Origin of the sequence: Paenibacillus sp. FSL H8-0048 (genome assembly GCF_038002825.1) — a bacterium.
Classification (GTDB): domain Bacteria; phylum Bacillota; class Bacilli; order Paenibacillales; family Paenibacillaceae; genus Paenibacillus_AQ.
Genome location: NZ_JBBODF010000001.1, coordinates 1848712 through 1872527, shown reverse-complemented (window position 1 = coordinate 1872527; position 23816 = coordinate 1848712). Strand labels below are relative to the sequence as shown.

Genomic DNA, 23816 nt, shown 5'->3' with positions numbered 1-23816 from the left:
GGAAGAACGTGTAGACAGGGGGACATATGCAAGTGCAGACAAAGCTGGGAGAGCTGCTGTATCCATTGATGCAGGTTGACGATGAGGCTTGGGGAATGTATGCCTTCTCGAGAGACATTCTGAACCGGCGTATTTCACCGGAGACGAAGCGGGAAATGCTGAAGCAGGCCAGAGCCTGCGGTATAGAATATGCACAGCGGATGATGCTTGAATATGGGACCCGTGATGTCAGGGTGCTTGCTGAACGGATGAACCTGAAGCTGGAATTCAAGGATGCGCTCATGACCGGAAAGCGTGTGCTGTTCGCCTCCTACACCCCCCCGGAACGGATCGAAATCATGGAAGAACCCTTACGCAGAGCGGCGGAGCAGGTGCGGGAGGCGGGGCCTGGTCTAGTTGAACTTTTTCCGCAAGCTGGTATAATGAATACTATCCTTGGCCACGAAATTTATCATTTTGTAGAAGACCGGTTTGCACAGGAAATATACACCCGGACCGAGCGCATTCTGCTATGGAAGCTGCTGGGCCTGAAGAATTATTCTACAATACGCACCTTAAGTGAAGTTGGAGCCATGGCTTTTACACAGGAGCTGAACAGACTGCGGTACTCGCCGTTTATTCTGGATGTTCTGTTGTATTACAGCTACGACTCAGCCAGTGCGGAGACAATAACCCGTGATGTACTAGGAGTGAGTTCAGGGAAGGTGTAGGGAAGCCGTTGAAGATTATGAATAACAGTAATTCGTTGAATGATGTAACTTACAATAAAATAAAAGAAGACATCATGAATATGACGCTCGAGCCAGGAATGGATGTCAGTGTGCAGAAGCTCTCTGAACGCTATGGCGTCAGCCGGACGCCGGTACGGGAAGCCGTGGTCCGCCTTCAACAGTCAGGACTGGTGGAAATATATCCTCAGCGCAAAACCGTAGTCTCCAAGATCGATCTGCAACGGGTCCGTGAGGAGTGGTTCATCCGCACCTCGCTTGAATCAGCAGTTATCGATGAGTTCATCCGCAAGTGCAGCGAGCTGGTGGCAGATACGATGCAGGAACTGATTAATAAGCAGAAGAAATACATGGACAAGAAATACTTCAGAGAATTCTATATTAAGGACAACCGGTTCCATCAGCTGATCTTTCAGACGGCCGGAGAGGAATTGTCCTGGTTCACCATCGAAGAGGTAGCGTCCCATTACAACCGTATCCGTCTGCTCTACGGGAAGATGGAGGGGGTGCAGCCATCCGATATCGATAAGCATGTGAAGATGGTGGCGGCTACCCGCAAGCGGGATGTGGAAGGGATGCGCAAGGTCGTGATGGAGCATTCCAATACACTGCTGGACCGGGTCCAGAGTATGTCTAAGCAATACCCGCAATTCTTCTGATTATACAAGTTACAAGTGAAAAGCTTAAAGGCGTATACTGAAGTCTTCTCCACATGGAGCAGGACTTCCGGTATACGCCTTTTGTTGTGATACAAGAAATGATAGAGCTTCTATTGCTGCTTGAGCCGCCGGTAATATAGCCACGTTCTGCCCGCGAACGAGCCGAAGAGCAGAATGGAAAGGAACATAATTGAAGTGTTCCACGCTTGGGAAGCGGTAATCCCGTCCCGCACCATGCCATTAATGAAGGCCGACAGATTAAAGCTGTAGAGCAGGATCATCGGCAGGAACAGCAGAGTATAGCTGATGGCGACTTTACGTGCCTGCTTCAGGCGGTGGACCGGATCACTATAGATTTCCTGCTGCTCCGCAGCGTTCTGCTCCTCCCGGCTCCAGAGGGTCCATTTCTGCATAGAGAAGGGAGAGCTGTAGAGTCTCGTCCAGCCAGCCTCCTGATGCAGCTCGAAATACCCTTCATCGGCAATGACCTGATAGTCGGCGTGATAGGTCATGCGGCGCGGACGGCCCTTGCTGAAATGGAACAGCGTTCCTCCGAAGCCTATTTTATAGAGATTCCATCCGTGCCTCTCCTTGTCCTCCAGCCATTGCTCCAGCCGGTCAGGGGCGTACATCCAGCCGGGCTTCATCCGCGCCATCGTAGTGCCGGCAGGCTTCTGCGGTCCGGGAGGTTTCTTCAGGTCCTGATGGTTTGGCAGAAATACCTTACTGGCAGCCCGGAGCTTCACTATTGAGTAGATTGCTAGAATAAGCAGGGCCAGCGCTACCGCTGCTGCGGCCCAGGTAACGGCCCACATCGGACTTGGCTGAATGCGCACTGGAGTATCCTGATTGAAGGTGAGCCCTAGTACAAGCAGTGGAATAAGTGCAATTAGCAGCAAATACACCAGGATGCCCATGAAAAGATAGGAGATAATGCGGTTTCGCCTCAGGACATCCTTTCGTGAAGGATAGGCGCTAATCTGTGACGGCAGCCGGTCATTTTCGTACAGGCTCCATTTTCCATGCTGTAGCCGCTTGCTCCATCCCTCTGCGGCAAGATAAGGAGACATGGCTGAAGGCTTGGCTGATTGATAAGCCAACTGATAAGTTAGCCGGCCAGGCTCAGCCTGCCGGAAGGTAAAGCGCCGCAGCAGTAAGCTCCATGCCTCCACATGCCATCCCTTGCCGGCCATATCGGCCAACCAGGCTTCTGTAGCCGGCAGATCATAGCTCCAAAAGGGCCGAAATACCGTTCTCATTGAAATTCCTCCTCACTGGTGACGGCGTTGCGGTGAAGTTCCTTTAATCTGCCGATTTCAGCGCGCATGACTTCCTTCCCCAGGTCAGACACCTCGTACACCGTCTTTCTCTCTTCATCGGCAAATACGGTAATCAGTCCATCCTTGCTCATTTTGGTCAAGGTTCCATATACCGTACCGGAGCCCAGCCGGAGCCGTCCTTCCGACAATTCCTCTACATGCTTAATAATTCCATATCCGTGGCGCGGCTTGGTTAAGGACAACAGAATATAGAAGGCCGTCTCGGTCATGGGCACGTACTTTTTTAGAACCTTTTGCGCTGCGGACACCGCGTTCACCTGCTTCGTCAATTCTTTGTGCCAAGTCTTGGCTATAAGAAAGTATGTCATGCTGTGACTATGTCATAGTGTGACTATATCACGATGCGACATACAATTCAACTCTAGGCAGATGATCTAAGGTAAGCAAGACTAACTTAGGGGAAGAATTAGGGGCTTACATACAGGCTGCCAGAGCTCAGGTACAAGCTGGGGCTGTGAACAGTAGACCGTCTGCAGATATTGACTGAGCGGGGCAAGTTTGTCCTCAACCAGTACTTCCTTGATCTCGGATGGCTTGGAGGGTATAGCTTGTCCGGTGGAGGACATGAATTCGGCGAGGGGGAGCAGCATGGCACAGCTTTTACGGTATGACATGCGGTGCGGGAACCTGGGGGAGCTGCCGGAATCGTATTTGGACAGCCTGATACGGGAGAAGTGAGCAGCCAGCACTTGGCGGGCATCGAGCTTAAGCACGGAGAAGGGTTCGCCCGGCTCCCGGCGCGAATACATCGCAGCCATTGCCAGGCAGTCGCGCCAGGTCGGCCACAGGAACACATGGCGGTCCAGGCAGCGGCGGAACTCTTCAGCCGTTGTCCCCGGAGCCATCGCCTCAGGCGTAATGCGCAGATGGGCATTCAGAATCGCAGCTTGTCCGGCGTAGCTTACCCGGTGCGCCGCAGCCCGCCGCTCCCCGGCTGCATGGGCGGGGCTCAGCACCGCAGAGGAATAAATGGCGTCAAGGGCAGCCATGGCGGGGAGATTCACTGCCCGGGTGAAATGATAGAAGGAGGTGCGGAGCGGGCTTTTGGTTATGGCGTCAATCAAGGAGGTGTTCATGGCAGCTTCGTTCCTTTGAGCGAGCTGAAGGGCATACTCTTCACCTTGCGGTTCAGCAGCACGGCATTGATCTCGCCTCCGGCCAGGATGATAAAAGAGCTGATATACAGCCAGATGAGCAGCACGGTTACGCCTCCGAGACTGCCGTAGGTTTTGGAGAAATCACTGAATTGATTGACGTATACAGAGAACAGGATCGAGGTCGTAATCCAGCCGATGGTGGTGAACAACGCCCCGGGCATAACCTCCCGCAACGCCAGTCTCCGGCTGGGAGCGATCCAGTACAGCAGGGTGAAGACGATGAACATTACAAGCAGCGGAACCAGATATTGCAGCAGATCCCAGAGCTTGTGGAATCCATAGGGGAGATCAACCAGCAGGAAGACTTGCGTCTTAAGCCAGCTTCCGAGAACCAGCAGCAGAATGCTGAGCAGTACGACGAACCCGATCGTCAAGGTAGCGAGCAGGGCGATCCCCCGGATTTTCCAGAAGACTCTGCTCTCGTCAACCTCATAGGCACGGTTAAGCCCCTTGATGATAGCATTGATCCCCTTGGAGGCGGCCCACAGTGTGGCCAGCATCCCGAAGGACAGCAGCGTCTGGCTGCGTCCGGCAGATACATCCTGCAGAATCTCTTCTATAATAGAGATGGCTTCGGCGGGCATGATCTGCTCCAGCTGCTCTATATTTTTCTCCAGAGAGATATTCGCATACCCGATCAGGGTCATGATGAAGATCAGAAAAGGAAACAGAGACAGGATTAAATAATAGGTCAGCTGCGCAGCAATGCCCTGGACATCATCGTCGCTTATTTTCACCCATAGCTGCTTGATGAACTTGAAAGTGCTTCTTCTACTGCCGGAAGTGCTGTTCATAGGACCCTCCTTCATGAATTCCCGGATAGGCTAACCTGGTAGCCAAATCGTTCCATATATATGTATACCCCGGTGAAATACCCTTTAGCCGCTCCAGTCCGCTCTTATTGTAACATAAGGGATTTTTGCACGCCGGTGGGTCGTTTTTGCTGGAAATCAACCGGAATGGATTCCCTCGCAGATCAGATTCTGTTATTGTAGCTGAGGTGAAGACTGTTCTGCTAAAAAGGGTTCATTAAATTGTGTATTGGAGGGTTCCCGGCGTGCCGCTGCTATATTATGTTCAGACCGCTGTGATCGGTCTGGTGATTACAATCATTATCACCTTCCATATGTTCATCCGCAACAAGCAGAAATCGGAGCTGAGAAGTATCTTTCTGGGCCTGTTACTGGCGAATACCGTGCTGCTGCTGCTGGAGATGACCATTAACATCGTTACAGGCACAGAGTCGGCGGTTGCCGGAAGGCTGCTGCCTTATATAATCTGTCTATTCTATATTCTTAATCCGCTACCCGAGGCACTGTGGATTTTCTACCTGGATGCCGTCATCCGCCGGAATGAGCAGCGGGGCATGAGCCGGATCACTGCGGTCATTGTCTGCCTGCCGCTGGCGGTGAACACGCTGCTGTCCGTGGCCAGCTTATCCGGAGGCTATCTATTCTATGTAGACGGGGAGCATGTATACCACCGTGGGGATTATTTTCTGCTGATGCCCGGGATGTGCTATATTTATCTGCTGTATTATCTGGTGCTTATGGTGCTGAAGCGTAAGCATATCCCGCCGCAGGAATTCCGCGCTCTGCTGTTCGCGGCCGTTCCGGCCATTATTGCCGGGTTGCTGCAGAGTATGTTCTACGGAATAAGTGTGGTCTGGATTGCTCTAGCCTTCTCCCTGCTGATTGTATATATTAACCTCCAGAATGAGCAGGTCTACAAAGAGCTGGTGGAGCTCGACCGGATGAAGGATCAGCTGCTGGCCAATACGTCGCATGAGCTGCGCACGCCGCTGAACGGCATTATTAATATTACCAGCTCCTTGCTGGAGAGCGGGAGGGAGGAGCTGGATGAAGCGCAGAGGTATAATCTCCATACGGTTGTATCCGAGGCCCGGAGACTGGACAGCCTGATCAATGATATTCTGGATGCTGCTGTCATGAGAAGCGGCAAGCTGAAGCTGAAGCAACGTCCTATCGACTTGCACTCGGTTGCCGAGGCCTCGCTGACTATGATCAGGCAGCTTCATAACAGCGGTGAGATTGCCTTCCTCAATCAGATCCCGGAATCTCTGCCGCCCGTCTATGCTGACGAGGACCGGCTGTACCAGATTATGTACAATCTGATCGGCAATGCCGCCAAGTTCACCCGGCAGGGCTCGATTACGACAGGTGCTGTGCTGGGACAGAACCGGATCGAAATCTGGGTAGAGGATACGGGCAGCGGGATTGCGGAGGACCGGCTGGAGGACATTTTCAAGCCGTTCTACCAGATTGATTCCAGCGAGACCCGGGAAGCCGGAGGAACAGGGCTCGGGCTGTCCATCACCCGGACACTGATAGAGCTGCATGGCGGTGAGATTCAGGTCAGCTCGGAGCAGGAAAAGGGCAGCCGGTTCAGCTTCACCCTTCCGCTCAGCAGGCTGCCTGCTGAGAAAGGAAACCGAAAGCAGAGAGAGGTACGGCCTGCACTGCTCCAGCATCATGCTGCATTCACTGAGGCGGAGGCCAGGAATACCCAGACCCGCTCCATATTGGCCGTGGAGGATGATCCGGCGAGCCTGGCGGCATTAATCAGTATTTTGAAGTATGACGGATATTCAGTAACCGCCGTAACAGACGGGGTGTCCGCATTAGAAGCGCTTGAGCGAGAACGCCATTATGACCTCATCATTCTGGATGTGATGATGCCGAGAATGTCAGGGTACGAGGTGCTCAAGAGGCTGCGGATCAGATACGGAATGCTGGACATGCCTGTGCTGATGCTGACCGCCAAGGCCCGGCCGGAGGATCTGCAGGCAGGCTTCGCCGCGGGAGCGAATGATTATCTGGCGAAGCCTTTTGAGGCGCTGGAACTGAAGTCGCGGGTCAAGACGCTGGTACAGCTGAAGGAGTCGGTCAGTAACCGGATCGCGGCGGAGCTGTCTTTTTTGCAGGCACAGATTAAGCCTCACTTCCTGTTCAATTCCCTCAGTACGATTATTGCCCTAAGTACCAAGCACCCCCAGCGCTCCAAGGAGCTCTTGTACCATCTGTCCGATTATTTGCGCGGGAGCTTCAACTTTGAACAGAGTGACGGATTCACGCCGCTGGCCAGCGAGCTGTCCACGGTAAGGGCTTATGTGGCTATTGAGCAGGAGCGATTCCGGGACAGGCTGCGGGTGGAGTATGAGGTGGATGAGCGCATGGAGCTGATGGTGCCGGTGCTGGTGATCCAGCCGCTGGTGGAGAATGCGATCCGCCATGGCATTATGTGCAAAATGGAGGGCGGAATCGTCCGCCTGAGCATTAAGCAGGAGAGGAGCCAGGCTGTAATCCGTGTGGAGGATGACGGGGTTGGCATGTCCCCTGAACAGGTATCCGGTCTGCTGAAGCAAGACGGGCCGCAAACGGGCGTAGGCCTGGCCAATATCCAGCGGCGTCTGATGATCCATTACGGGTACGGGCTGCAGGTAGAGAGTGTGCCGGATCAGGGGACGACAGTCACGTTGAGAATTCCGCTTGCAGACGAGGTCCAAGCAGATGGTGCGCATCATGTTACTTGATGATTAGCCGATTATTATGGAAGAACTATTTTCCCTCCAAGGTGTTTCACATATAGAAATTGACAACTATCTCAGTGGTTCCCCATAGCAGATATGCCAGTGCAGATGTTTTGAGTCCTGATAATTACCAAGATTAGTAATCACTCTGCATGCTCCGTATTCTTCAGTTACCTGGGCTGCAACCTGCTGAATTATGCCAATTAGCTCAATCAGCAGCTCGTGTTCTTCCACCTGAATGGTTAATAGGGAAGAGATATGCCGTTTGGGAATGGCTACAATATGAACAGGGTAAAAGGGTCTGGTATGATGGTATGCTAAAATATTGTCCGTTTCGATGACTTTGTTAACTTCTGTTCTGCCGCTCAATACTTCGTCACAATAGAAATCTTCTGTCATATACTTCCTCCTAAATAGTGTCTATTCCCTTGTATTATACTGGAAAACTACTAGAATAGTAGGAAAGATAACAATATAGACTGAACCTGGGCTAAAAATTCTCTGGAGTCACGGCCATCCCATAACATAATAAAAGATGTTCAGTCTATATTGCTACCCAAGGCATAAGGAGAGTGTATATGAAGCTGCTGCTGGAGGAGTACGAAGAAATCAGACGCTGGATGTACCGTAATGCCCGTCCGCTGGACCTGGCACGTTGGAGATTTCACTTTGAGGGCGGCGGTGCTGCGCAGGTGCTGGAAGCACTGTCCGCCTATCAAAATGAGGATGGGGGCTTCGGCCATGCCCTGGAAGCGGACGCGTGGAATCCGAATTCCACGCCCATCCAGACCGCTACGGCGGTGGAGCGGCTGCTGGAGCTGGAATTCACAGAGGCCGGGCATCCGCTGGTGCAGGGAATTCTGAAATACTTGGGCAGCGGCGCGGATATGGAAGGCCGCACATGGAGGAATGTCGTAGCTTCCAATAACGATTATCCTCATGCCCCCTGGTGGCATACAAGCTCAGACAGTACTTCCCACAGTATCTATAACCCGACGGCTATTCTGGCCGGATTCATTCTGAAGGCTGCTCCGCAGGATAGCGGGTTGTATGCCACCGGACTGGAGATTGCCCGTGAGCTGACGGAGCTTTTCCTGCGTGATCCTGAGATTGAGATGCACCCGCTGAAATGTGTGGACACGCTGCTGCATTGCATCACCTGGGCGGGGCTGCAGGAGCACTTCCCCTATGTGGAGCTGCAAGAAGCCTTCAAGGTACAGAGCGCACGGCTAATCAGCCGCGATGAGGGGAATTGGAACGGGTATGGCTGCCGGCCGTCAGCGTTCATCCATTCGCCGCATAGTCCCGGATACGCTGAACTGGGCGGACTGCTGCACCAGGAGCTGGATTATCTGCTGGAGACCCGAAATACCGCAGGTGTCTGGGAGCTGACCTGGAGCTGGGAAGGATATGAACGTGAGTTTGCTATTAGTGAGAACTGGTGGAAGGGGCATATCGTGATTGAGAATTTGCGGCTGCTGCGGGAATTCGGACGAGTGGCGGAGCTGCTATGAACAGAATTGGAATGGCGTATGGCATAAAATAAATGCAGCGCATCTTCAAGCCACAGCCCTCCGTACCGGGAGCTGTGGCTTGATCGCGTCGCGTGCCAATTGCAGCCTTATCACTGGCAGCAGCTATCAGGCGCCGCCGGATTGAAGGTATTCCTGCTCGTAAATGGCCCGGACATCCTTAAGGATACGGCTGCTATGCTCTGTGAATTTCAGCGGTTTGACCTGATTCTTGATCAGGAAGACACCGGATTTGCCGCTGTGTTCACCCAGTGCCGCCTGATACAGCAGGCCTGCCCCATGGGTAGGCTCAGGGAAGAACAGCCGTGTAATGGGTTTTAACCATAACGGGATACCGGATTTTTTGCCGCTGCGAAGGGTATTGTTGCCTCCGGGATCAGCGCTGCGGATCAGGATGCCCTCCGCCGCAAGTGCCGGGGCCGCCGCTTCTGTCCACAAGGACAACGCGCGCTTGGTGTCGGCATAAGGGCCGGTCAGCATCTGGAATTTCGCCGGGTGCTCCAGAGATTCCGGGTCGAAGCTGCGCTTCATCATAAATGCATTGGAGGACGTATTCACGACCGTGCGGAGCCTGCTTTTCAGCAAGAGGGGCTTCAGCTCCATCGTAATGATATACGGAACCACCGTCTGCAGCTCATAATGCAGCTCACGCCCTTGCTTGGACAAGAATAATTCGGGGAAGCTGCCCCCGGCATTATTGAACAGAATGTCAATGTGCGCTTCATGATGGTTAATCTCCTGCAGGGCACTCCGCAATTGCCCGAAGTCGCTTAAATCCGCCTTATAGATTCGAAGTTGTCTGCTGCTGAGTGCCTGCCGGGTAAGCGGGTCATCTTCTGCAAAAGCAGAGCGGATCAGCGCAATGACCGCCCAGCCTTCATTCAGAAGTCTATGGGTCAGGGCCAGCCCGATGCCGTGATTGGCTCCGGTGATTAGCGCTATGTTATGGGGATGCGATGGTTTCATAGTGGTTGCTCCTCTACATGTGAAGTGGTGAATGGTGCTCATTGTATAACTTGGAGCCGAATCCAAGTCAAGCGATAAAATGTGTCATTGACTTGGAGCTGGCTCCAAGTCATATAATAGAACGAAGGCACGATTAGACCAGTGAAACGGAGTGATTCTATGAGTCTGGCGGAAACGGATCTTCAGCAGGGATATTCGATTAAGGAAACGGCGGAGCGGACTGGAATGTCCGGGGATACGATAAGATATTACGAGAAGATTGGGCTGCTGCCCCGGGCGAAGCGCAAGGGGAACAGCCACCGCATTTATAGCGATTCGGACCTGAGCCGGATGCAGCTGGTGACATGCCTCAAAAAAACGGGGATGTCGCTGGACGACATGCGGCCTTATCTTGATTTGTCTCTGGATGCGGACCTGTCTCAGTATCCCGAGCTGCAAGTGATGATCATGGAGCACAGGCAGAAGATTGTTGAGCAAATCGCATCGCTGCAGCAAATTGTAGATTTCATTGACGTCAAAATCGATCAGGGTAATCTGGGCCCGCAGACCTGCGAGCTGACCGGAGACCGCAAGCAGATGCCAAGCGGACGTAAAGCCAAAGCTAAAGTGTGAGGGATCAGGAGAAGCAGGAGGGATTCATTGATGCCGCAGATCATTTATTCACCGTCAAAATATATTCAGGGCAGTGGAGAGATTGCCAGACTGGGCAGTTACTGTCTACAAATGGGGGATAAAGGAGCGTATGCCATAGTTGATCCTTATATCCTTTCAAGGTATGGGCAAGAGATTAAGGATGGCTTCGCGGCCCAGCAGCTTCCCTTGATGCTGCGTGAATTCCAAGGGGAGTGCAGCCTGGTGCAGGTGGAGCAGATGGTAGCTGAGCTGGATAGGGGACAGGTGGGGACTATCGTAGGCATTGGCGGCGGCAAAACCCTGGATACAGCAAAGGCCGTCAGCCATTTCGCTAATCTGCCGGTGATGCTGGTGCCGACCGTCGCTTCGACAGATGCACCTTGCAGCACCTTGGCTGTTCTGTACAGCGAATCGGGAGCGTTCGACCGGTATCTCCCGCTGCGCCGCAGCCCGGATCTGGTCGTTGCAGATGTGGCGATCATTGCAGGTGCTCCCGTAAGATTGCTGGCCGCCGGGATGGGCGACGCTTTATCCACCTATTATGAAGCCCGGGCTTGCAGCCGGTCGGGAGCAGTAACCAGCACCGGAGGGACCGGGTCGCTGGCGGCGCTCGCCCTGGCCCGTACCTGCCTGGATACGCTGCTTGCGGATGGGCAGCAGGCGCTTAAGGATGCAGGTGAGGGCCTTGTCACGGCTGCTGTTCATCACATCGTTGAAGCGAATATCTATCTCAGCGGGATCGGATTCGAGAGCGGAGGCTTGGCCGCCGCCCATGCTATTCATAACGGACTGACGCTGTTGGAAGAGTGCAAGCACGTGCTGCACGGGGAAAAGGTGGCTTTTGCTACACTGGTGCAGCTGATCCTGGAGGGTGCGGAAGAGACCGAGATTGCCAGAGCCGTGGAATTCTGCTGGATGGCTGGTCTGCCTGTGACCTTGGCGGCTATGGGATTGGCCGGTGTGGAGCAGGACCGGCTGCTGCTGGCTGCTGAGGCCAGCTGTAACCTGGAGAATAGTCCGATGAGCAATATGCCGTTTGCCGTAACACCGCAGCAGGTGCTGAAGGCGATGCTTGACGCTGACAAACGCGGAGCTGGAGGAGTGGCTTAGATGCTGACAGGCCGCCCGTGCCGTATACGCATCTCATTGTTAATAATTGCGTAAGCGCTCCGTACATATTTAACCTTCATGAGCCAAACAATGAGAACAATTGTTGAATCACGAAGGAGGTGTTCCATCTTGAAGATAAGCAATCACAGAGTGAAGCGTGTCCTTCTGTATCCTTTGGCCGCAGCGGTGATTATGTCGGCGGCGCTGATCCCACCGCATGGGGTGTCTGTTGCATTAGCAGACAAGACAGCTTCAGCATCCGCACCAGCAGACAGCAGCAGGGACAACGCATCGGGCAACCTGGCAACTGGGGAACAGCAGCAGGCACTCAGCCGTGTGGCGGTCATTATCGACGATTTCGGCAACAGCATGCGCGGGACAGAGGAAATGTTCAACCTGCCCGTCAAAATCACCGTCGCAGTCATGCCGTTCCTGCGCTCCAGTGAGCAGGATGCCCGGCGCGCCCATGAGCTGGGCTTCGATGTGCTGGTCCATCTGCCGATGGAGCCGCGCCAGGGCAAGCCGGAGTGGCTGGGGCCAGGGGCCGTGCTGACCAGTATGAATGATGCTGAGGTCCGGGGGCGGGTGGAGGCTGCACTCGATAATGTGCCTTACGCGATCGGCATCAACAATCATATGGGCTCCAAGGTGACCGGAGATGAACGGGTCATGGGTATCGTGCTTGCGGTCTGCAAGGAGCGCGGGCTATTCTTCGTAGACAGCCATACCAACTACCGTTCAGTTGCGGGACGGATGGCCCGGGAGCTGGGCATGCCGCCGGTGGAGAATCATATCTTCCTGGATGATGTGCATTCGGCAAGCCATGTAGCTAAGCAGATGAAGCTTGTGCAGGAGCGGGCCTTGAGCCAAAAGTTCTGCGTCACCATCGGTCATGTCGGCATCCAGGGCAAAGAGACCGCCGCGGGCATCCGCAGCGGCATTGCCGGAATGAAGGACAAGGTGCAATTCGTCGGCATCTCCGATCTGGTCCGCGAGGAATGGAAGTGGAATTCCCGGCTTACACTTCCATAAGGTAGGCAGCGATCCCGTTCGCAATGGCTTCGGCGATCTCTTCCTGGCCCTTCGGTGTACAGAGCTTCTCCCGGTCAGCCGGACTGCTGACAAATCCCGCCTCAACGATCACCGTTGTGGCGGTTATTTTGTTGAGCAGGTAGAAGGGCTTGCCCCGGACAGGATCATTCTTCATCCCGTAGAGCTGGTTGAGCTGATCCTGAATGGTCCGGGCCAGCAGGAAGCTGCGACCTTCCTGGCGGTACAGGACGAGCGGACCATGCTTGGACGGAGATTTCGCCCAGTTAATATGGATACTGACCACGACATTGGCCGGAAGCGTCTCTGCCAGCTCCTTGCGCTGGGCCAGATCGCGCAAATGCCGGGATCTGCTGCGCAGCCACAGATTCTCATCGCTGGGCGCATAATCGCCGGTCCGGTTCAGGATCGTATCGAAGCCGTCCGCACGCAACAGGAGGAAGAGACGGCGTGAGATGGCGAGGGTGATGTCCTTCTCCAGAATGCTGCCATAAGAGGTTCCGCCGTCTATCCCTCCATGCCCGGCATCAATCAGAATGATCCGCTGGTCATGGCCGAGCATATGCTGGCGGTGTCCGGGAAGCTCCGCCTGCGGATTAGTACGGGGGGCAGCCGCATGGATTACTGCGGGGTTGCCTGCTGTTAGCATGAGCAGAACGCTTGCTGCAGCTATGATCTTTTGCAGCCGGTGCCGGGATCTCAGCGGGGCCTGCTCTTTTAAATGATGGGAATGTGTAGCGGTAAGGGACTCCAATGCTTTTCTCAAGTGAATAACCTCCTTGCCGGAATAATCAACTGTTACTTGTACTTAATGACGGTTTATACAGGTGTAGTCTTGTTAGATTGTGCCTTAACAGCCCAAATCATACGAACCTTCGGATTCCGGTTTAGAGATCTGAGGATTGGAGCACACTATAGGTATAAGATCAAGGGGCGGGAACCCGCCAAGCACTCACCTGGGAGGTGTACGAGATGGCATCCGGCGGAGATGATCTGGTGAAGTATATTACGGAGAAGGTAGTCGTCTACATTGAGAACCCTCGGGCTGTCCATGCCAGACGGAAGGCAGAGAAGCAGCCATGGGCGGAAAAATGGTTCGGCACGCTACCGCTCGCCTGGTCCGTGTGGCGCAGCAAATGGAGCCGTGGCGGGCGTTGAGTGTGAATCAGGTGCATAAGCAAACAGCCTTCCCAAGCGGTGCCGTACAGACGGCACTCGGGAAGGCTGTTTCAGTGTGGAGCAGGAATTCTGCCAGTGCCGCCAGTCTACCGGCTTGAACCGGGCAGAACAGCCGAGCCCAGCGTCGTTCCTCCGGGCAGCGGTACCGGCAGCTTGTGGAAGGTTCCGGCCTTCTGTAGAGCGGTAAGCGGGAGGTAGCGGATGCCGCCTGGACCGGAAGCGGCATAGACCACGGCTGCTTCGGTGCTTCCCTGGTCCCGGGAAGCGCCTGGCTTCAGCCAGCTCTGGCTGCCTGTAATCATGAATGGCGCGCCCAGCGTGTCGTTATGCCCCGAAGACTGGAAGGCGAGACTGCCCCGCTCCTGAAGCAGAGCGCTCAGGCTTGCTCCATTCAGCGTCTTCAGACTGGGTGCGGTCAGCCACAGGAGGTCGGCATACGGGTCATCCTCTCCGCCGCTCCGCAGAGCAGGCTGGGGAGTGCGTGCCTGGCCCGGACCGGAGGCCAGCATGGCTGAGTCATCCGGTGCAGCATTAAGAATAGGCTCAGCCTGGCTCTGACTCCAGGGCAGCAGCTCCAGAACGGCAGCATTCAGATACAGCGTTCTGTTATCCGTAGTGATTTTCCAGACAGGCAGCATTGGAGCATAGAGCGCTGTAACCCCGATGGCACCATAAGAATTAGAGGGTATCAGTCCTTGCTGCACCAGATACTGGCGCAGTTCAGTCATACTATAAGGGAGGCCATCGGTTCCGGCTCCGTATTCGCTAAGCAGATAGCCGCCCTGATCCGCAGCGGAGATAATGAGATAGCCGATCCGCTGTCCGCTGCTCATTACATTGACCAGCCAACTCCGTGTTCCCGGACCAAGAGGGTAGACCTCCGTGCCGGCATCCTTCCATTCCTTAAAAGGAGCATTCGCCGAGAGCTGATTCATCGTCTGCTGGGTGAAGGCCTTCAGCGTTTCCGGCGCTGGAATCGGCTTCATTTCAAGTCCCGGAAGAACCTCCTGCGTAACGGCCTGCATCACGGTCGTCCGGCTGGCTTGTGATGCTAGTGCCTGAGGAGAGGATGCGCTGGCAGCCAGCAGAGTCAGTCCAAGAATCAGACAGAGGAGCAGGCGGCCACGCCGCCGGGAGCTCTTTTGCCTCGCAGTGATATTCATAGGTTCAGTCACCTTTCCTGTTCTTGAGGGAATTTACGCTTCTTACTGTTCATTGTAGGGGACAAGCCCTGAAAAGGCTGTTGCTTGCTGTCGCGCCGGGCGGCGGGAGTTTCGCTGTTTTTTTGCCTGCTTTTAGCGGACGGGGTCACATTCTATGTGCTGCGCAGATGAAACAATCCGTAAGTGACGGCAGAAACTGCAATCTGCGGCTCATACTGCCACGAGGTCTCCTGGCGGCGGCGGTTGAACTGCTCCTCTACGGCGAGGCGCTTCTCCTCATCCTGCTCCTTGAGCAGTTCTGCGTAGTAGATGTCCACGATGCTAAGCTCCAGCTCCAGCCGTTCGCGGGCTTCTTCCGCCCAGGTGTAATCCAGCAGTGCCAGCTTCGAGGTCAGATATCCCTCCAGCCGGTCGGCCCCGTCCGTTATCCCCAGCTCGAACGGCTGGACATGAATGTTCTCCGGCAGCCGCGGCGTCAGCTCCTTGCCGGCCAGCCGGGCCTCGAAGTCTGGAACGATCAGCCCGGTGGTCAAAGAGACCGCGATGAAATGCAGCTCCTCGCGCTTCAGGTCACAGGTCATCTCGACCTTGTAGCAGACCGCCAGCCACGGCTCGTAGGCGGCCGAGAACAGGGTGGTCCGCTGCCTGAGGCCAGGGTCCTCGAACAGCTGTAGGCACCGGCCTTCGTCCAGCGCCGCCGACCAGATCTGCCGCAGGCGCTTGCTGCCGTAGGTTACGTCCTCGCGGCGGATCATGCCCGGTCCGAGGCGCGGCAGCGCCGGGACGATGCCGAAGTACCGCGCGAGGATGCTGTCCTCCGGCGCAGCCGATACCCCGGGCGGCAGCGCCGCTCCCTGCGCCTGCGCTGCGCCAAGCGGCTCCGCAGCAGCTTCGGCATCCGCTGCCCCGGCCAGACCCGGCGGCGCTCCCGCCCCTGCCGGGCGGCTGGCCCCGCCGCGCGGGCGGGCCGCAGGCGCAGCGGCCTGCGCGGCCAGTTCATCGTACTTCTGCGGGTCGAAAACGAAGCTGAAGGACAGGGTCTCGGGATCTACGCCCGTGCGCTCCACGAAGCCCCAATAATAAGGGCGGTCCGTCAGCATCCGGTCCGCGCGCGGGGAGAGCTTCACCGTCACATGCAGCGGAGAGGATTCAAGAATGGTGCATTCGGTCGCTTCCAGATAATCCATGACCTGCTTGCGCACCTCTGTAGGCGTCAGCATCAGCCCAGCACCCCGCTATCATCCAGCCCCGCGTGGGTCAGTTCACTGAGCGAATCGCCGATCGTATCCAGCCCGCTGCGCAGCTCCTCGTCGCTGCCCGCTTCGAGCACGATTTTGTACAGGCTTTTCTCAAGCGAGCCCTTCTGCTCGAAGCGCTCCAGAATGACATCCAGCCCGCCGATGACCATCTCGAACATGTTGATTTTCTCATGCAGCAGGTGGAGGATATGCTCTTCAATCGTCCCTTCGGTGGAGAGGTTATAGATGACCACATCATTCTCCTGACCGAGCCGGTGGACCCGGCCGATCCGCTGCTCGACCCGCATCGGGTTCCACGGCAGATCGAAATTGATCATATGGTGGCAGAACTGCAGGTTGATCCCTTCGCCGCCGGCTTCGGTGGCAATCATCACCTGGGCGCGTCCGCGGAAGAGGTCCATCATCCAGTCTTTTTTGCCGCGGTTCATCCCGCCCGAGTACGTTACACATTGCAGTCCATGATCACGGAAATACTGAAGCAGATACTCCTGCGTGGCCCGGTATTCCGTGAAGACGATCACCTTCTCGTTCATATCGCGGATTAACTCCATCGTCTTCTCCGCCTTGGTATTCGTCTTGACCGTACGGATCGTCTGGAGCAGCCCCATCATCCGCTCACGCTTCGGCGAATCGGCAGGCAGCTTCTTGATCAGATTCACCAGCGTAACGAACACCGCATCCCGGCTGCTGCACACCTCGCGCTGAAGCGTGACCAGGGAGAGCATACTGCTGAGATTACCGCCTGCCTCCTGATACTGTTCTTTGACAAAAGCGGTCACGCCATCATACAGCGCCTTCTCCTCTGCGGAGAGGGTGAGGGGGATATTGCGCACCTTGCGCTTGGTGAAATTCACCGGGCCTTCGCCCCGGCGGTTGCGGATCATGACCTTGGACAGCTCGCCCCGGAGCTGAACCTCATTCTTGGGCTGACGCTTATCCACCACAAAATTGGCAGCAAAATCGCCCTGATTCCCGAGCTGACCCGGCTTGAGCAGCGTAATCAGATTGAACAGCTCGCCGAGATCGTTCTGCACGGGGGTGGCGGTGAGCAGCAGGCAATATTTTTTGCGGAGCTGCTGTACGAACTGATAATTGGTCGATTTCTTGTTCTTCAGCTTATGGGCTTCGTCGATAATCAGCATGTCATACTCCTGGCTCAGCAGCATTTCCTTATGCGGGTCACGCTTGGCTGTATCCATCGAGGCGACGACAATGTCATTGCCCCAGGAATAGGCTTTCTTTTGCGCTACGGCAGAGATTCCGAACTTCGTATTCAGCTCCCGCACCCATTGCAGGACAAGCGAGGCCGGCACCAGAATCAGAACTTTGCTCACCAGCCCGCGTACCAGATACTCCTTCAGCACAAGCCCCGCTTCGATGGTCTTGCCAAGTCCGACTTCATCGGCCAGAATCGCCCTTCCCGACATCTCGAACAGCACCTTGTGCGCCGTATCCAGCTGATGGGGAAGGGGAGACAGCCCGGACAGATGCTTCATACACTGCAGCTCATCGAAGCTGGTCACCAGCCCCGACTGCTCTCCCTGCACAGCAAGGCGGGATAAGCGCCAGTCGCCCCACGGCCCGCCTTTATCGAGTCTCGATTCCAGATCATGCAGCCAGTTACGCTCAAAAGATAGAGGAACAGGCAGCAGCGGCGCAGAAGTTACCTTCTCTTGGGGCAAGGAATTGCGGAATAATTGCGTCATGTTGCAGCCTCCTCCGTCGCAGTTTCATATCGAAATGCGTAGCAGTAGTATGCTCGTTTCAGAGAGATTTCATAACCAGAGGCGCATGGAATTCACAGAGGAACGCTGTAATCCGCCTTGAAAGCTTTCAGTTCCGGTGCCCTGCAAAAAAGCGAGAAAGAGGGAGGAAATGAGCCTTTCTTTTCCCAATTTTCCGTTATTCCTGCCTGGGGCTGCTTTTTCAAAAAAGACCTCTATCCACAACATGTGGTATAGTTTAAAAGTTAACGCACACCATATATTGTTACAAAAGCATGAAATTTAGCGGGTATGCGGATTTAATCCGGCAGTTTGTTATTGACAAAAGGAGCTTTCGCCGGACAAGCAGGCTGCGGCTGCCTTGCCGCCGGAAGCATGAACTATTACATTCCCGGGAGGTTTTGGTATTGAGTACAGTGGAACACAACAAGCGTCTAGAGGGTCTGAGCGAGAAAATATTCCTGGACCGTTACGCCTGGAAGGACGCGGACAGCAATAATGCCAAGGTAGGCGATGTGGTGCTGGTCCTGACCAAGGATGATCCGAAGTTCCCGACCAAGGAGGTCGGTGAAATTGTGGAGCGCACAGGCCGGATCGTTACGGTCCGAACCCGCAGCGGCGAGCTGGTGCAGTCGGATGTCGAGAAGCTGACGCTGAACATTGAGAAGACACCGGAGGAGATGTGGGACCGTCTTGCGGCTGCGATGGCCTCAGTAGAGAAGACGCCCGAGCTTCAGGAGGAGTGGACAAGCCGTTTCCGCTCCATTCTGGATGACTGGAAGCTGGTTCCCGGGGGGCGGATTGCGGCTGGCGCCGGAGCAAGCGAAGAGCTTACGTTATTCAACTGCTATGTCATTCCCTCTCCAAAAGACAGCCGTGGCGGCATCATGGAGACCCTCTCCGAGATGACCGAGATTATGGCCCGCGGCGGCGGGGTTGGCATCAATCTGTCCTCGCTGCGTCCGCGCCGCGCTATTGTCCGTGGGGTGAACGGTTCCTCCAGCGGCTCTGTGTCCTGGGGCGGCCTCTTCAGCTACACTACCGGACTGATTGAACAGGGCGGCAGCCGCCGCGGCGCGCTGATGCTGATGATTAACGACTGGCACCCGGATGTGCTGGACTTCATTACTGTGAAGCAGACGATGGGCCAGGTGACGAACGCCAACCTGTCTGTATGCGTGAGCAACAGCTTCATGAAGGCCGTGAAGGAGGATCTGGACTGGGAGCTTGTCTTCCCCGACACGACTGACCCGGATTACGACACCCTGTGGGACGGCGATCTCGATAAATGGAAGGCCGACAACCGCCGCGTCATTCCTTACCGTACCGTCAAAGCGCGCGATATCTGGCAGACGATTATCGAATCGGCCTGGAAATCGGCAGAGCCGGGCGTTGTTTTCATGGAGTATTATAATCAGATGTCTAATAGCTGGTATTTCAATCCGATCATATGTACCAATCCTTGCGGTGAACAGGGCCTGCCCGGCTGGGGCGTGTGCAACCTGTCTGCCGTCAATCTTTCCAAGTTCTACGATGCCGAAAACCATGATGTGGACTGGGCAGATCTGGCGAGAACAACCCGGTATTCCGTCCGCTTCCTGGACAATGTTATCGATAAGACGCCGTATCATTTCCCGGAAAATGAAGCGAACCAGAAGCTCGAACGCCGCGTAGGCCTCGGCACCATGGGACTGGCTGAGCTGATGATTAAGCTGAATATCCGCTACGGAAGCCCCGAATCGCTGGAGTTCCTGGACAAGCTCTACGGCTTCATGGCCCGCGAGGCCTATTTGGCTTCGGCTGAGATTGCAGGAGAGAAGGGCTCGTTCCAGGCGTTTGACACCGACAAATATCTGCAGAGCGGCTTCATGCGGAATATTACTGAGGTCTATCCGGAGGTTGGCGAATCGATCCGCAAGCATGGCATGCGCAACGTGACTGTTATTACCCAGGCTCCTACAGGCAGCACTGGAACTATGGTCGGAACATCTACAGGCATCGAGCCGTATTTCGCCTTCAAATATTTCCGCCAGAGCCGTCTCGGCTATGACGAGCAGTTCGTGCCGATCGCCCAGGAATGGCTGGAAGCCCATCCGGGAGAGGAGCTGCCGGAATACTTCGTCACTTCGATGGACCTGTCCGCCAAGGATCATATCCGTGCACAGGCCGCCATCCAACGCTGGGTGGACAGCTCGATCTCCAAGACCGCGAACTGCCCGTCCGACTTCACGGTGGAAGAGACCGCCGAACTGTATGAGATGGCCTTCGATCTGGGCTGTAAAGGCGTGACCATCTACCGCGATGGTAGCCGTGATGTGCAGGTACTGGAAACGGCGAAGAAGGAAGACAAGAAGGATGCTGGGGCAGAAGTTGAAACAGTGGAAAAAGAAGTCGAATCGGCAGCTCCGGCTACTGTGGCCGTAAAGCCAATGACTATGGAAGCTGCTCCGGGTCTACAGCCGGCGGCCAGCGGAGTGGACAAGCAATACAAGAAGCGCCCGCAGGTGCTGCGCGGAGCGACCTATAAGATCAACACGCCGTTCGGCATGGCGTATATCACGATCAATGACCTTGATGGCATCCCGGCCGAAATCTTCCTGAACGTGGGCAAGGCTGGCTCTGATGTCTTCGCCATGGCGGAAGCCCTGGGCCGCGTCTGCTCGCTGTTCCTGCGCTACGGCGACCACGGCGAGAAGGTCGGCCTGCTGATCAAGCACCTCAAGGGCATCGGCGGCTCTGGCGCTATCGGCTTCGGCGCGAACCGCGTCGAGTCCATCGCTGATGCGGTAGCCAAGGCCCTGGAGACCCATGTGCTGAACAATGCCGATGACGACCATATCCCAGCACCTATCGCGGCTACGCTGGAGCTTGATTTCAATGAGGCGCTGAGCGCTGAGCTGAAATCTACCGTTCCTGCGGCAGCCACCAACGATAACCACGGCGGTCATGACGCGCACAGCCACGCTACTGCTTCGCGGGATCTCTGCCCCTCCTGCGGCAGCGCCTCGCTGATTAATATTGAGGGGTGTAAGACTTGCGGGAATTGCGGGTATAGCCGGTGCGGTTGAGCCGAGGATAGAAGATTGTAACTAATACTGGCCCTCATCTTAATAACAAGGTGGGGGCTGTTTGACGTTCCAAAGAACATCAACCGCTTCCAAAAAGCTGTTGCTTTAAGCTTAAGTTTAAGGCGTACAATGATTTTAAGATTCTCTCTTATTGGCGGGATTCATGTAAATCGGAATAGATTATCTTACCGGAAATGGAGGTCTCGAGGTGAGTCAAAGACATTGGATTATTCAAGGAAAGAGCAGTAGTGGCGGAGACGGAGGCGCCGCTCGCTAACTTATTAAACGACCTGATAAGTGAATCTCCCTCTCCTTAACAGTCGCATGAACAACGCAGTTACCGTAGATGTTAATTTGACTCCAATAGGTCCACCTAGCAGTTAGATGGAAGCCCGGGTATGATTGATGACGATAGAATAAACTATGATGTGGCTGTCTTCAACGTAACCAAAAACCAACTTCATCCTCTGCTAAATACCTGCAAAATTAATCATACACCTTGTACTTTCAGCATGATCAACAATATAGTGAGGGATGTTTTGTGATAAAAAAGTGAAAATTTTTCAATCGACATTTAATGACAGATTTTGAATTTTATTAATGATAGGATTGATGATACAAAGTTTACTTAATTTGTTAATCTATCATTTGTGCTTATACATAAGACAAAACTTGAGTATGAGGAGGGCTAGATGAAAATCGTCGTATGCATCAAACAGGTACCGGATATTCATGCGAGTGCAGATAGTGAGTTTGACAGGGAGGCTTATCACCTTCTCAACAATCCCAATGACTTAAATGCATTAGAGGAAGCACTTCGTCTGAAGGAACAATATGGCGGACACATTACTTGCCTGTCCATGGGACCCCGGAAATGTGAGGAGCAATTAAGAGAACTGCTGGGGATGGGCGCAGATGAAGCGGTATTATTATCTTCACCACAGTTTGCCGGCTCTGACACCTATGCAACCTCCTGCATTCTTGCAGCGGGCATACAGAAGCTGGGCAGTTTCGGAATCGTTATTACAGGAGAACAATCCGTTGACGGGGAGACGGGGCAGGTAGGACCTGGCATTGCCGAGCTTCTTGGCATTCCGCATATCATCGGAGTAGAGAAAATTAACGCCCTTCATCCCCAATCGGTCCTTATTGAAAAAGCAGACGAAGAGTCCAGGCTGGTTGTTAAGCTGCCCACTCCTGCATTGTTAGCTGTAAGAAAAAGCTGCAATACTCCACGAATACCATCTATCCGGGGAAGAATAGCAGCTGCCCGGGCAGAAATAACGATATGGTCAGCTGAAGATCTGCCGCTGAATTCTGCTAATGTGGGTAAGTCAGGCTCGCCAACCCAAGTGCTTCATACCGTTAATTGTGAAAAAAATCACCAGCGAGTAAATTCCACGAAATTTTTTGATGAGTGTAATCCAAGTGAATTTATGGAGGTTGTATCTCATGTACTGCAATTGTGATGGGGATTTCATATGAAGATTATACAGTCCAAGTGCAGCTATTGTTTGAAGTGTAAGGCAGTCTGTTTGTTTGAGGCTGTTACTGTCAGCGATGGAAGGGTGATTATAGACGAATCTGTATGCTTTCAATGTGGTGTCTGTAAGGATACATGTCCCATGGAAGCAATCTTCAATGAGCAGGACGAACAAGATGCTGGGATGCAGACAAGCTCAGGGCAAGAATGTAAAGGCATCTGCCTGTATCTCGAATCCCGTGATGACAAACTATCCTTATCCGCTCTTCAAGTCATTGGAGCTGCGAGGCGGCTGCAGGCGCAAAGTGATCTGAAAATCTATGCCATTCTTATCGGTGAGCATACACATGAGCTTGCCAGCGAGTTCGCCCGGTATGGTGTGGACGAGCTATGGTTCGTGGAACAGCAAGGTATTGGCTATTACGCCGAGGATCTTCGCATTCAATGGATTGCTGAATTGTTAGGGATTATGAAGCCTGAAATTGTCTTGGCAGGAGGACTAAGGCATGCGCGTTCCATCATGGCCGGCGTTGCGGCAAGACTGCATACCGGATTGTGTGCCGATTGTATTGATGTTCATCTCGATAGCGTGCAGGGTACGCTGGTGGCAACGAGAACAGCATTTGGCGGTTCGGTAATGGCGAGTATTCATATGCCACAGCACAGACCGCAAATGGCGACTTTGAAAGAAGGTGCTTTTGAGCCAGCGGAGCAGATCGAAGGCTTCTGCGGACAACTGAAGAATTGGTCTGGTCATATATCTACTTCTCAGTCGTTCTATGAAGTATTGGAGGTTCGGAAGATTGAGCGTTGGTTAAGCGACTTTACAGACTCGGATGTTATTGTGGCCGTAGGCCGCGGGATCGGCAAGGCTGAGAATCTCCCGATAATTCTGTCGCTGGCGGAAGCGCTTGGCGCCAAGGTCGGGGCGACCCGGGCTGTTGTCGAAGCCGGCTGGCTGGATGTATCGCATCAGATTGGACAGTCCGGTAAAGTGGTTAAACCACGTGTCTACATTGCCTGCGGAATCTCCGGCGCCCTGCAGCACATCGTAGGGATGGAGAAGTCCGCAACTGTAATCGCAATCAATACTGACCGCAACGCTCCTATTTTTCAATATGCTTCTTATGGATTTGTAGGAGAGTTAGAGAAGATTATTCCAAGGATTACGGAGTATGTGAAGGGGAAAAGCTTGACACTTAAATCTTAAAAACC

General features: G+C 54.3%; 21 protein-coding genes. 11 read left to right on the top strand and 10 right to left on the bottom strand.

The annotated features are described in order from the left end of the window. Positions 1-32: 32 nt before the first annotated feature. On the top strand, positions 33-710 hold the full coding sequence (locus NSU18_RS08155) for a hypothetical protein (protein ID WP_341148747.1): 678 nt from the start codon (positions 33-35) through the stop codon (positions 708-710). Positions 711-727: 17 nt separating this feature from the next. Further along, positions 728-1387, top strand: coding sequence for a GntR family transcriptional regulator (locus NSU18_RS08150; protein WP_341148746.1), 660 nt, complete (start codon positions 728-730; stop codon positions 1385-1387). A 110-nt stretch (positions 1388-1497) separates the two neighbouring features. On the opposite strand, the gene NSU18_RS08145 is transcribed toward NSU18_RS08150, so the two are convergent. The 4 genes from NSU18_RS08145 to NSU18_RS08130 form a co-directional block, all read right to left on the bottom strand. Beyond that, on the bottom strand, positions 1498-2646 hold the full coding sequence (locus tag NSU18_RS08145; RefSeq protein ID WP_341148745.1) for a DUF2812 domain-containing protein: 1149 nt from the start codon (positions 2644-2646) through the stop codon (positions 1498-1500). Next, on the bottom strand, positions 2643-2936 hold the full coding sequence (locus tag NSU18_RS08140; protein WP_341151005.1) for a PadR family transcriptional regulator: 294 nt from the start codon (positions 2934-2936) through the stop codon (positions 2643-2645). The genes NSU18_RS08145 and NSU18_RS08140 overlap by 4 nt, the downstream gene beginning before the upstream one ends. A gap of 180 nt (positions 2937-3116) precedes the next feature. Further along, on the bottom strand, positions 3117-3803 hold the full coding sequence (locus NSU18_RS08135; protein WP_341148744.1) for a DUF7002 family protein: 687 nt from the start codon (positions 3801-3803) through the stop codon (positions 3117-3119). Further along, a complete protein-coding gene (locus NSU18_RS08130) occupies positions 3800-4678 on the bottom strand; it encodes a YihY/virulence factor BrkB family protein (protein WP_341148743.1) in 879 nt (292 codons plus the stop codon). The genes NSU18_RS08135 and NSU18_RS08130 overlap by 4 nt, the downstream gene beginning before the upstream one ends. Before the next feature lie 263 nt (positions 4679-4941). Here NSU18_RS08130 and NSU18_RS08125 point away from each other — a divergent pair, with 263 nt between their 5' ends. Further along, positions 4942-7437 carry an ATP-binding response regulator gene (locus NSU18_RS08125; RefSeq protein WP_341148742.1) on the top strand — a complete coding sequence of 832 codons (2496 nt, stop codon included), beginning with the start codon at positions 4942-4944 and terminating at the stop codon, positions 7435-7437. 66 nt (positions 7438-7503) lie between these two features. Here NSU18_RS08125 and NSU18_RS08120 read toward each other — a convergent pair whose 3' ends face one another. Then, complete coding sequence (locus NSU18_RS08120; protein WP_341148741.1) at positions 7504-7833, bottom strand: HIT domain-containing protein; 330 nt, start codon at positions 7831-7833, stop codon at positions 7504-7506. 179 nt (positions 7834-8012) lie between these two features. On the opposite strand from NSU18_RS08120, the gene NSU18_RS08115 reads away from it, so the two are divergent. Continuing rightward, on the top strand, positions 8013-8948 hold the full coding sequence (locus tag NSU18_RS08115; protein WP_341020584.1) for a hypothetical protein: 936 nt from the start codon (positions 8013-8015) through the stop codon (positions 8946-8948). A gap of 126 nt (positions 8949-9074) precedes the next feature. On the opposite strand, the gene NSU18_RS08110 is transcribed toward NSU18_RS08115, so the two are convergent. Next, on the bottom strand, positions 9075-9932 hold the full coding sequence (locus NSU18_RS08110; RefSeq protein WP_341148740.1) for an SDR family NAD(P)-dependent oxidoreductase: 858 nt from the start codon (positions 9930-9932) through the stop codon (positions 9075-9077). A gap of 159 nt (positions 9933-10091) precedes the next feature. Between NSU18_RS08110 and NSU18_RS08105 the strand changes: the two genes are divergently transcribed. The 3 genes from NSU18_RS08105 to NSU18_RS08095 all read left to right on the top strand — a co-directional run bounded on the left by NSU18_RS08105 (position 10092) and on the right by NSU18_RS08095 (position 12707). After that, entirely contained in the window at positions 10092-10544 is a 453-nt protein-coding gene (locus NSU18_RS08105) for a MerR family transcriptional regulator (protein ID WP_341020588.1), read from the top strand. A gap of 30 nt (positions 10545-10574) precedes the next feature. Further along, a complete protein-coding gene (locus NSU18_RS08100; protein ID WP_341148739.1) occupies positions 10575-11675 on the top strand; it encodes a glycerol dehydrogenase in 1101 nt (366 codons plus the stop codon). 129 nt (positions 11676-11804) lie between these two features. Further along, positions 11805-12707, top strand: a complete 903-nt coding sequence (locus tag NSU18_RS08095) for a divergent polysaccharide deacetylase family protein (RefSeq protein ID WP_341148738.1) — start codon at positions 11805-11807, stop codon at positions 12705-12707. On the opposite strand, the gene NSU18_RS08090 is transcribed toward NSU18_RS08095, so the two are convergent. Further along, positions 12694-13491: an N-acetylmuramoyl-L-alanine amidase family protein gene (locus NSU18_RS08090; protein WP_341020594.1), complete on the bottom strand. Its 798-nt coding sequence runs from the start codon at positions 13489-13491 to the stop codon at positions 12694-12696. The two genes, NSU18_RS08095 and NSU18_RS08090, sit on opposite strands and share 14 nt — an antisense overlap. Before the next feature lie 206 nt (positions 13492-13697). Between NSU18_RS08090 and NSU18_RS08085 the strand changes: the two genes are divergently transcribed. Beyond that, positions 13698-13883, top strand: a complete 186-nt coding sequence (locus NSU18_RS08085) for a YqzE family protein (protein WP_341020595.1) — start codon at positions 13698-13700, stop codon at positions 13881-13883. Positions 13884-13990: 107 nt separating this feature from the next. Here the strand turns inward: NSU18_RS08085 and NSU18_RS08080 are convergent, their stop codons facing one another. From NSU18_RS08080 to NSU18_RS08070, 3 genes are all read right to left on the bottom strand, one after another. Continuing rightward, the gene (locus NSU18_RS08080; protein ID WP_341148737.1) at positions 13991-15067 is read right to left on the bottom strand and encodes a hypothetical protein; all 1077 of its coding nucleotides are present in this window, start codon (positions 15065-15067) and stop codon (positions 13991-13993) included. Positions 15068-15219: 152 nt separating this feature from the next. Then, the gene (locus NSU18_RS08075) at positions 15220-16290 is read right to left on the bottom strand and encodes a YqhG family protein (RefSeq protein ID WP_341151004.1); all 1071 of its coding nucleotides are present in this window, start codon (positions 16288-16290) and stop codon (positions 15220-15222) included. After that, positions 16287-18032, bottom strand: a complete 1746-nt coding sequence (locus NSU18_RS08070; protein ID WP_341148736.1) for a DEAD/DEAH box helicase — start codon at positions 18030-18032, stop codon at positions 16287-16289. The genes NSU18_RS08075 and NSU18_RS08070 overlap by 4 nt, the downstream gene beginning before the upstream one ends. Before the next feature lie 425 nt (positions 18033-18457). Here NSU18_RS08070 and NSU18_RS08065 point away from each other — a divergent pair, with 425 nt between their 5' ends. The 3 genes from NSU18_RS08065 to NSU18_RS08055 all read left to right on the top strand — a co-directional run bounded on the left by NSU18_RS08065 (position 18458) and on the right by NSU18_RS08055 (position 23811). Further along, a complete protein-coding gene (locus NSU18_RS08065) occupies positions 18458-21118 on the top strand; it encodes an adenosylcobalamin-dependent ribonucleoside-diphosphate reductase (protein ID WP_341148735.1) in 2661 nt (886 codons plus the stop codon). Between the two features lie 692 nt (positions 21119-21810). After that, positions 21811-22587, top strand: a complete 777-nt coding sequence (locus NSU18_RS08060) for an electron transfer flavoprotein subunit beta/FixA family protein (protein WP_341020602.1) — start codon at positions 21811-21813, stop codon at positions 22585-22587. 12 nt (positions 22588-22599) lie between these two features. Next, positions 22600-23811 (top strand): electron transfer flavoprotein subunit alpha, encoded by a 1212-nt coding sequence (locus NSU18_RS08055; RefSeq protein ID WP_341020603.1) that lies wholly within the window; start codon positions 22600-22602, stop codon positions 23809-23811. Positions 23812-23816: the final 5 nt, after the last annotated feature.

Excerpts from the sequence above, each read along its gene's own strand:
- NSU18_RS08150 (WP_341148746.1), top strand. The coding sequence starts at position 728 with ATGAATAACAGTAATTCGTTGAATGATGTAACTTACAATAAAATAAAA.
- NSU18_RS08145 (WP_341148745.1), bottom strand. The coding sequence starts at position 2,646 with ATGAGAACGGTATTTCGGCCCTTTTGGAGCTATGATCTGCCGGCTACA.
- NSU18_RS08140 (WP_341151005.1), bottom strand. The coding sequence starts at position 2,936 with ATGACCGAGACGGCCTTCTATATTCTGTTGTCCTTAACCAAGCCGCGC.
- NSU18_RS08135 (WP_341148744.1), bottom strand. The coding sequence starts at position 3,803 with ATGAACACCTCCTTGATTGACGCCATAACCAAAAGCCCGCTCCGCACC.
- NSU18_RS08130 (WP_341148743.1), bottom strand. The coding sequence starts at position 4,678 with ATGAACAGCACTTCCGGCAGTAGAAGAAGCACTTTCAAGTTCATCAAG.
- NSU18_RS08120 (WP_341148741.1), bottom strand. The coding sequence starts at position 7,833 with ATGACAGAAGATTTCTATTGTGACGAAGTATTGAGCGGCAGAACAGAA.
- NSU18_RS08115 (WP_341020584.1), top strand. The coding sequence starts at position 8,013 with ATGAAGCTGCTGCTGGAGGAGTACGAAGAAATCAGACGCTGGATGTAC.
- NSU18_RS08110 (WP_341148740.1), bottom strand. The coding sequence starts at position 9,932 with ATGAAACCATCGCATCCCCATAACATAGCGCTAATCACCGGAGCCAAT.
- NSU18_RS08105 (WP_341020588.1), top strand. The coding sequence starts at position 10,092 with ATGAGTCTGGCGGAAACGGATCTTCAGCAGGGATATTCGATTAAGGAA.
- NSU18_RS08100 (WP_341148739.1), top strand. The coding sequence starts at position 10,575 with ATGCCGCAGATCATTTATTCACCGTCAAAATATATTCAGGGCAGTGGA.
- NSU18_RS08085 (WP_341020595.1), top strand. The coding sequence starts at position 13,698 with ATGGCATCCGGCGGAGATGATCTGGTGAAGTATATTACGGAGAAGGTA.
- NSU18_RS08080 (WP_341148737.1), bottom strand. The coding sequence starts at position 15,067 with ATGAATATCACTGCGAGGCAAAAGAGCTCCCGGCGGCGTGGCCGCCTG.
- NSU18_RS08070 (WP_341148736.1), bottom strand. The coding sequence starts at position 18,032 with ATGACGCAATTATTCCGCAATTCCTTGCCCCAAGAGAAGGTAACTTCT.
- NSU18_RS08060 (WP_341020602.1), top strand. The coding sequence starts at position 21,811 with ATGAAAATCGTCGTATGCATCAAACAGGTACCGGATATTCATGCGAGT.
- NSU18_RS08055 (WP_341020603.1), top strand. The coding sequence starts at position 22,600 with ATGAAGATTATACAGTCCAAGTGCAGCTATTGTTTGAAGTGTAAGGCA.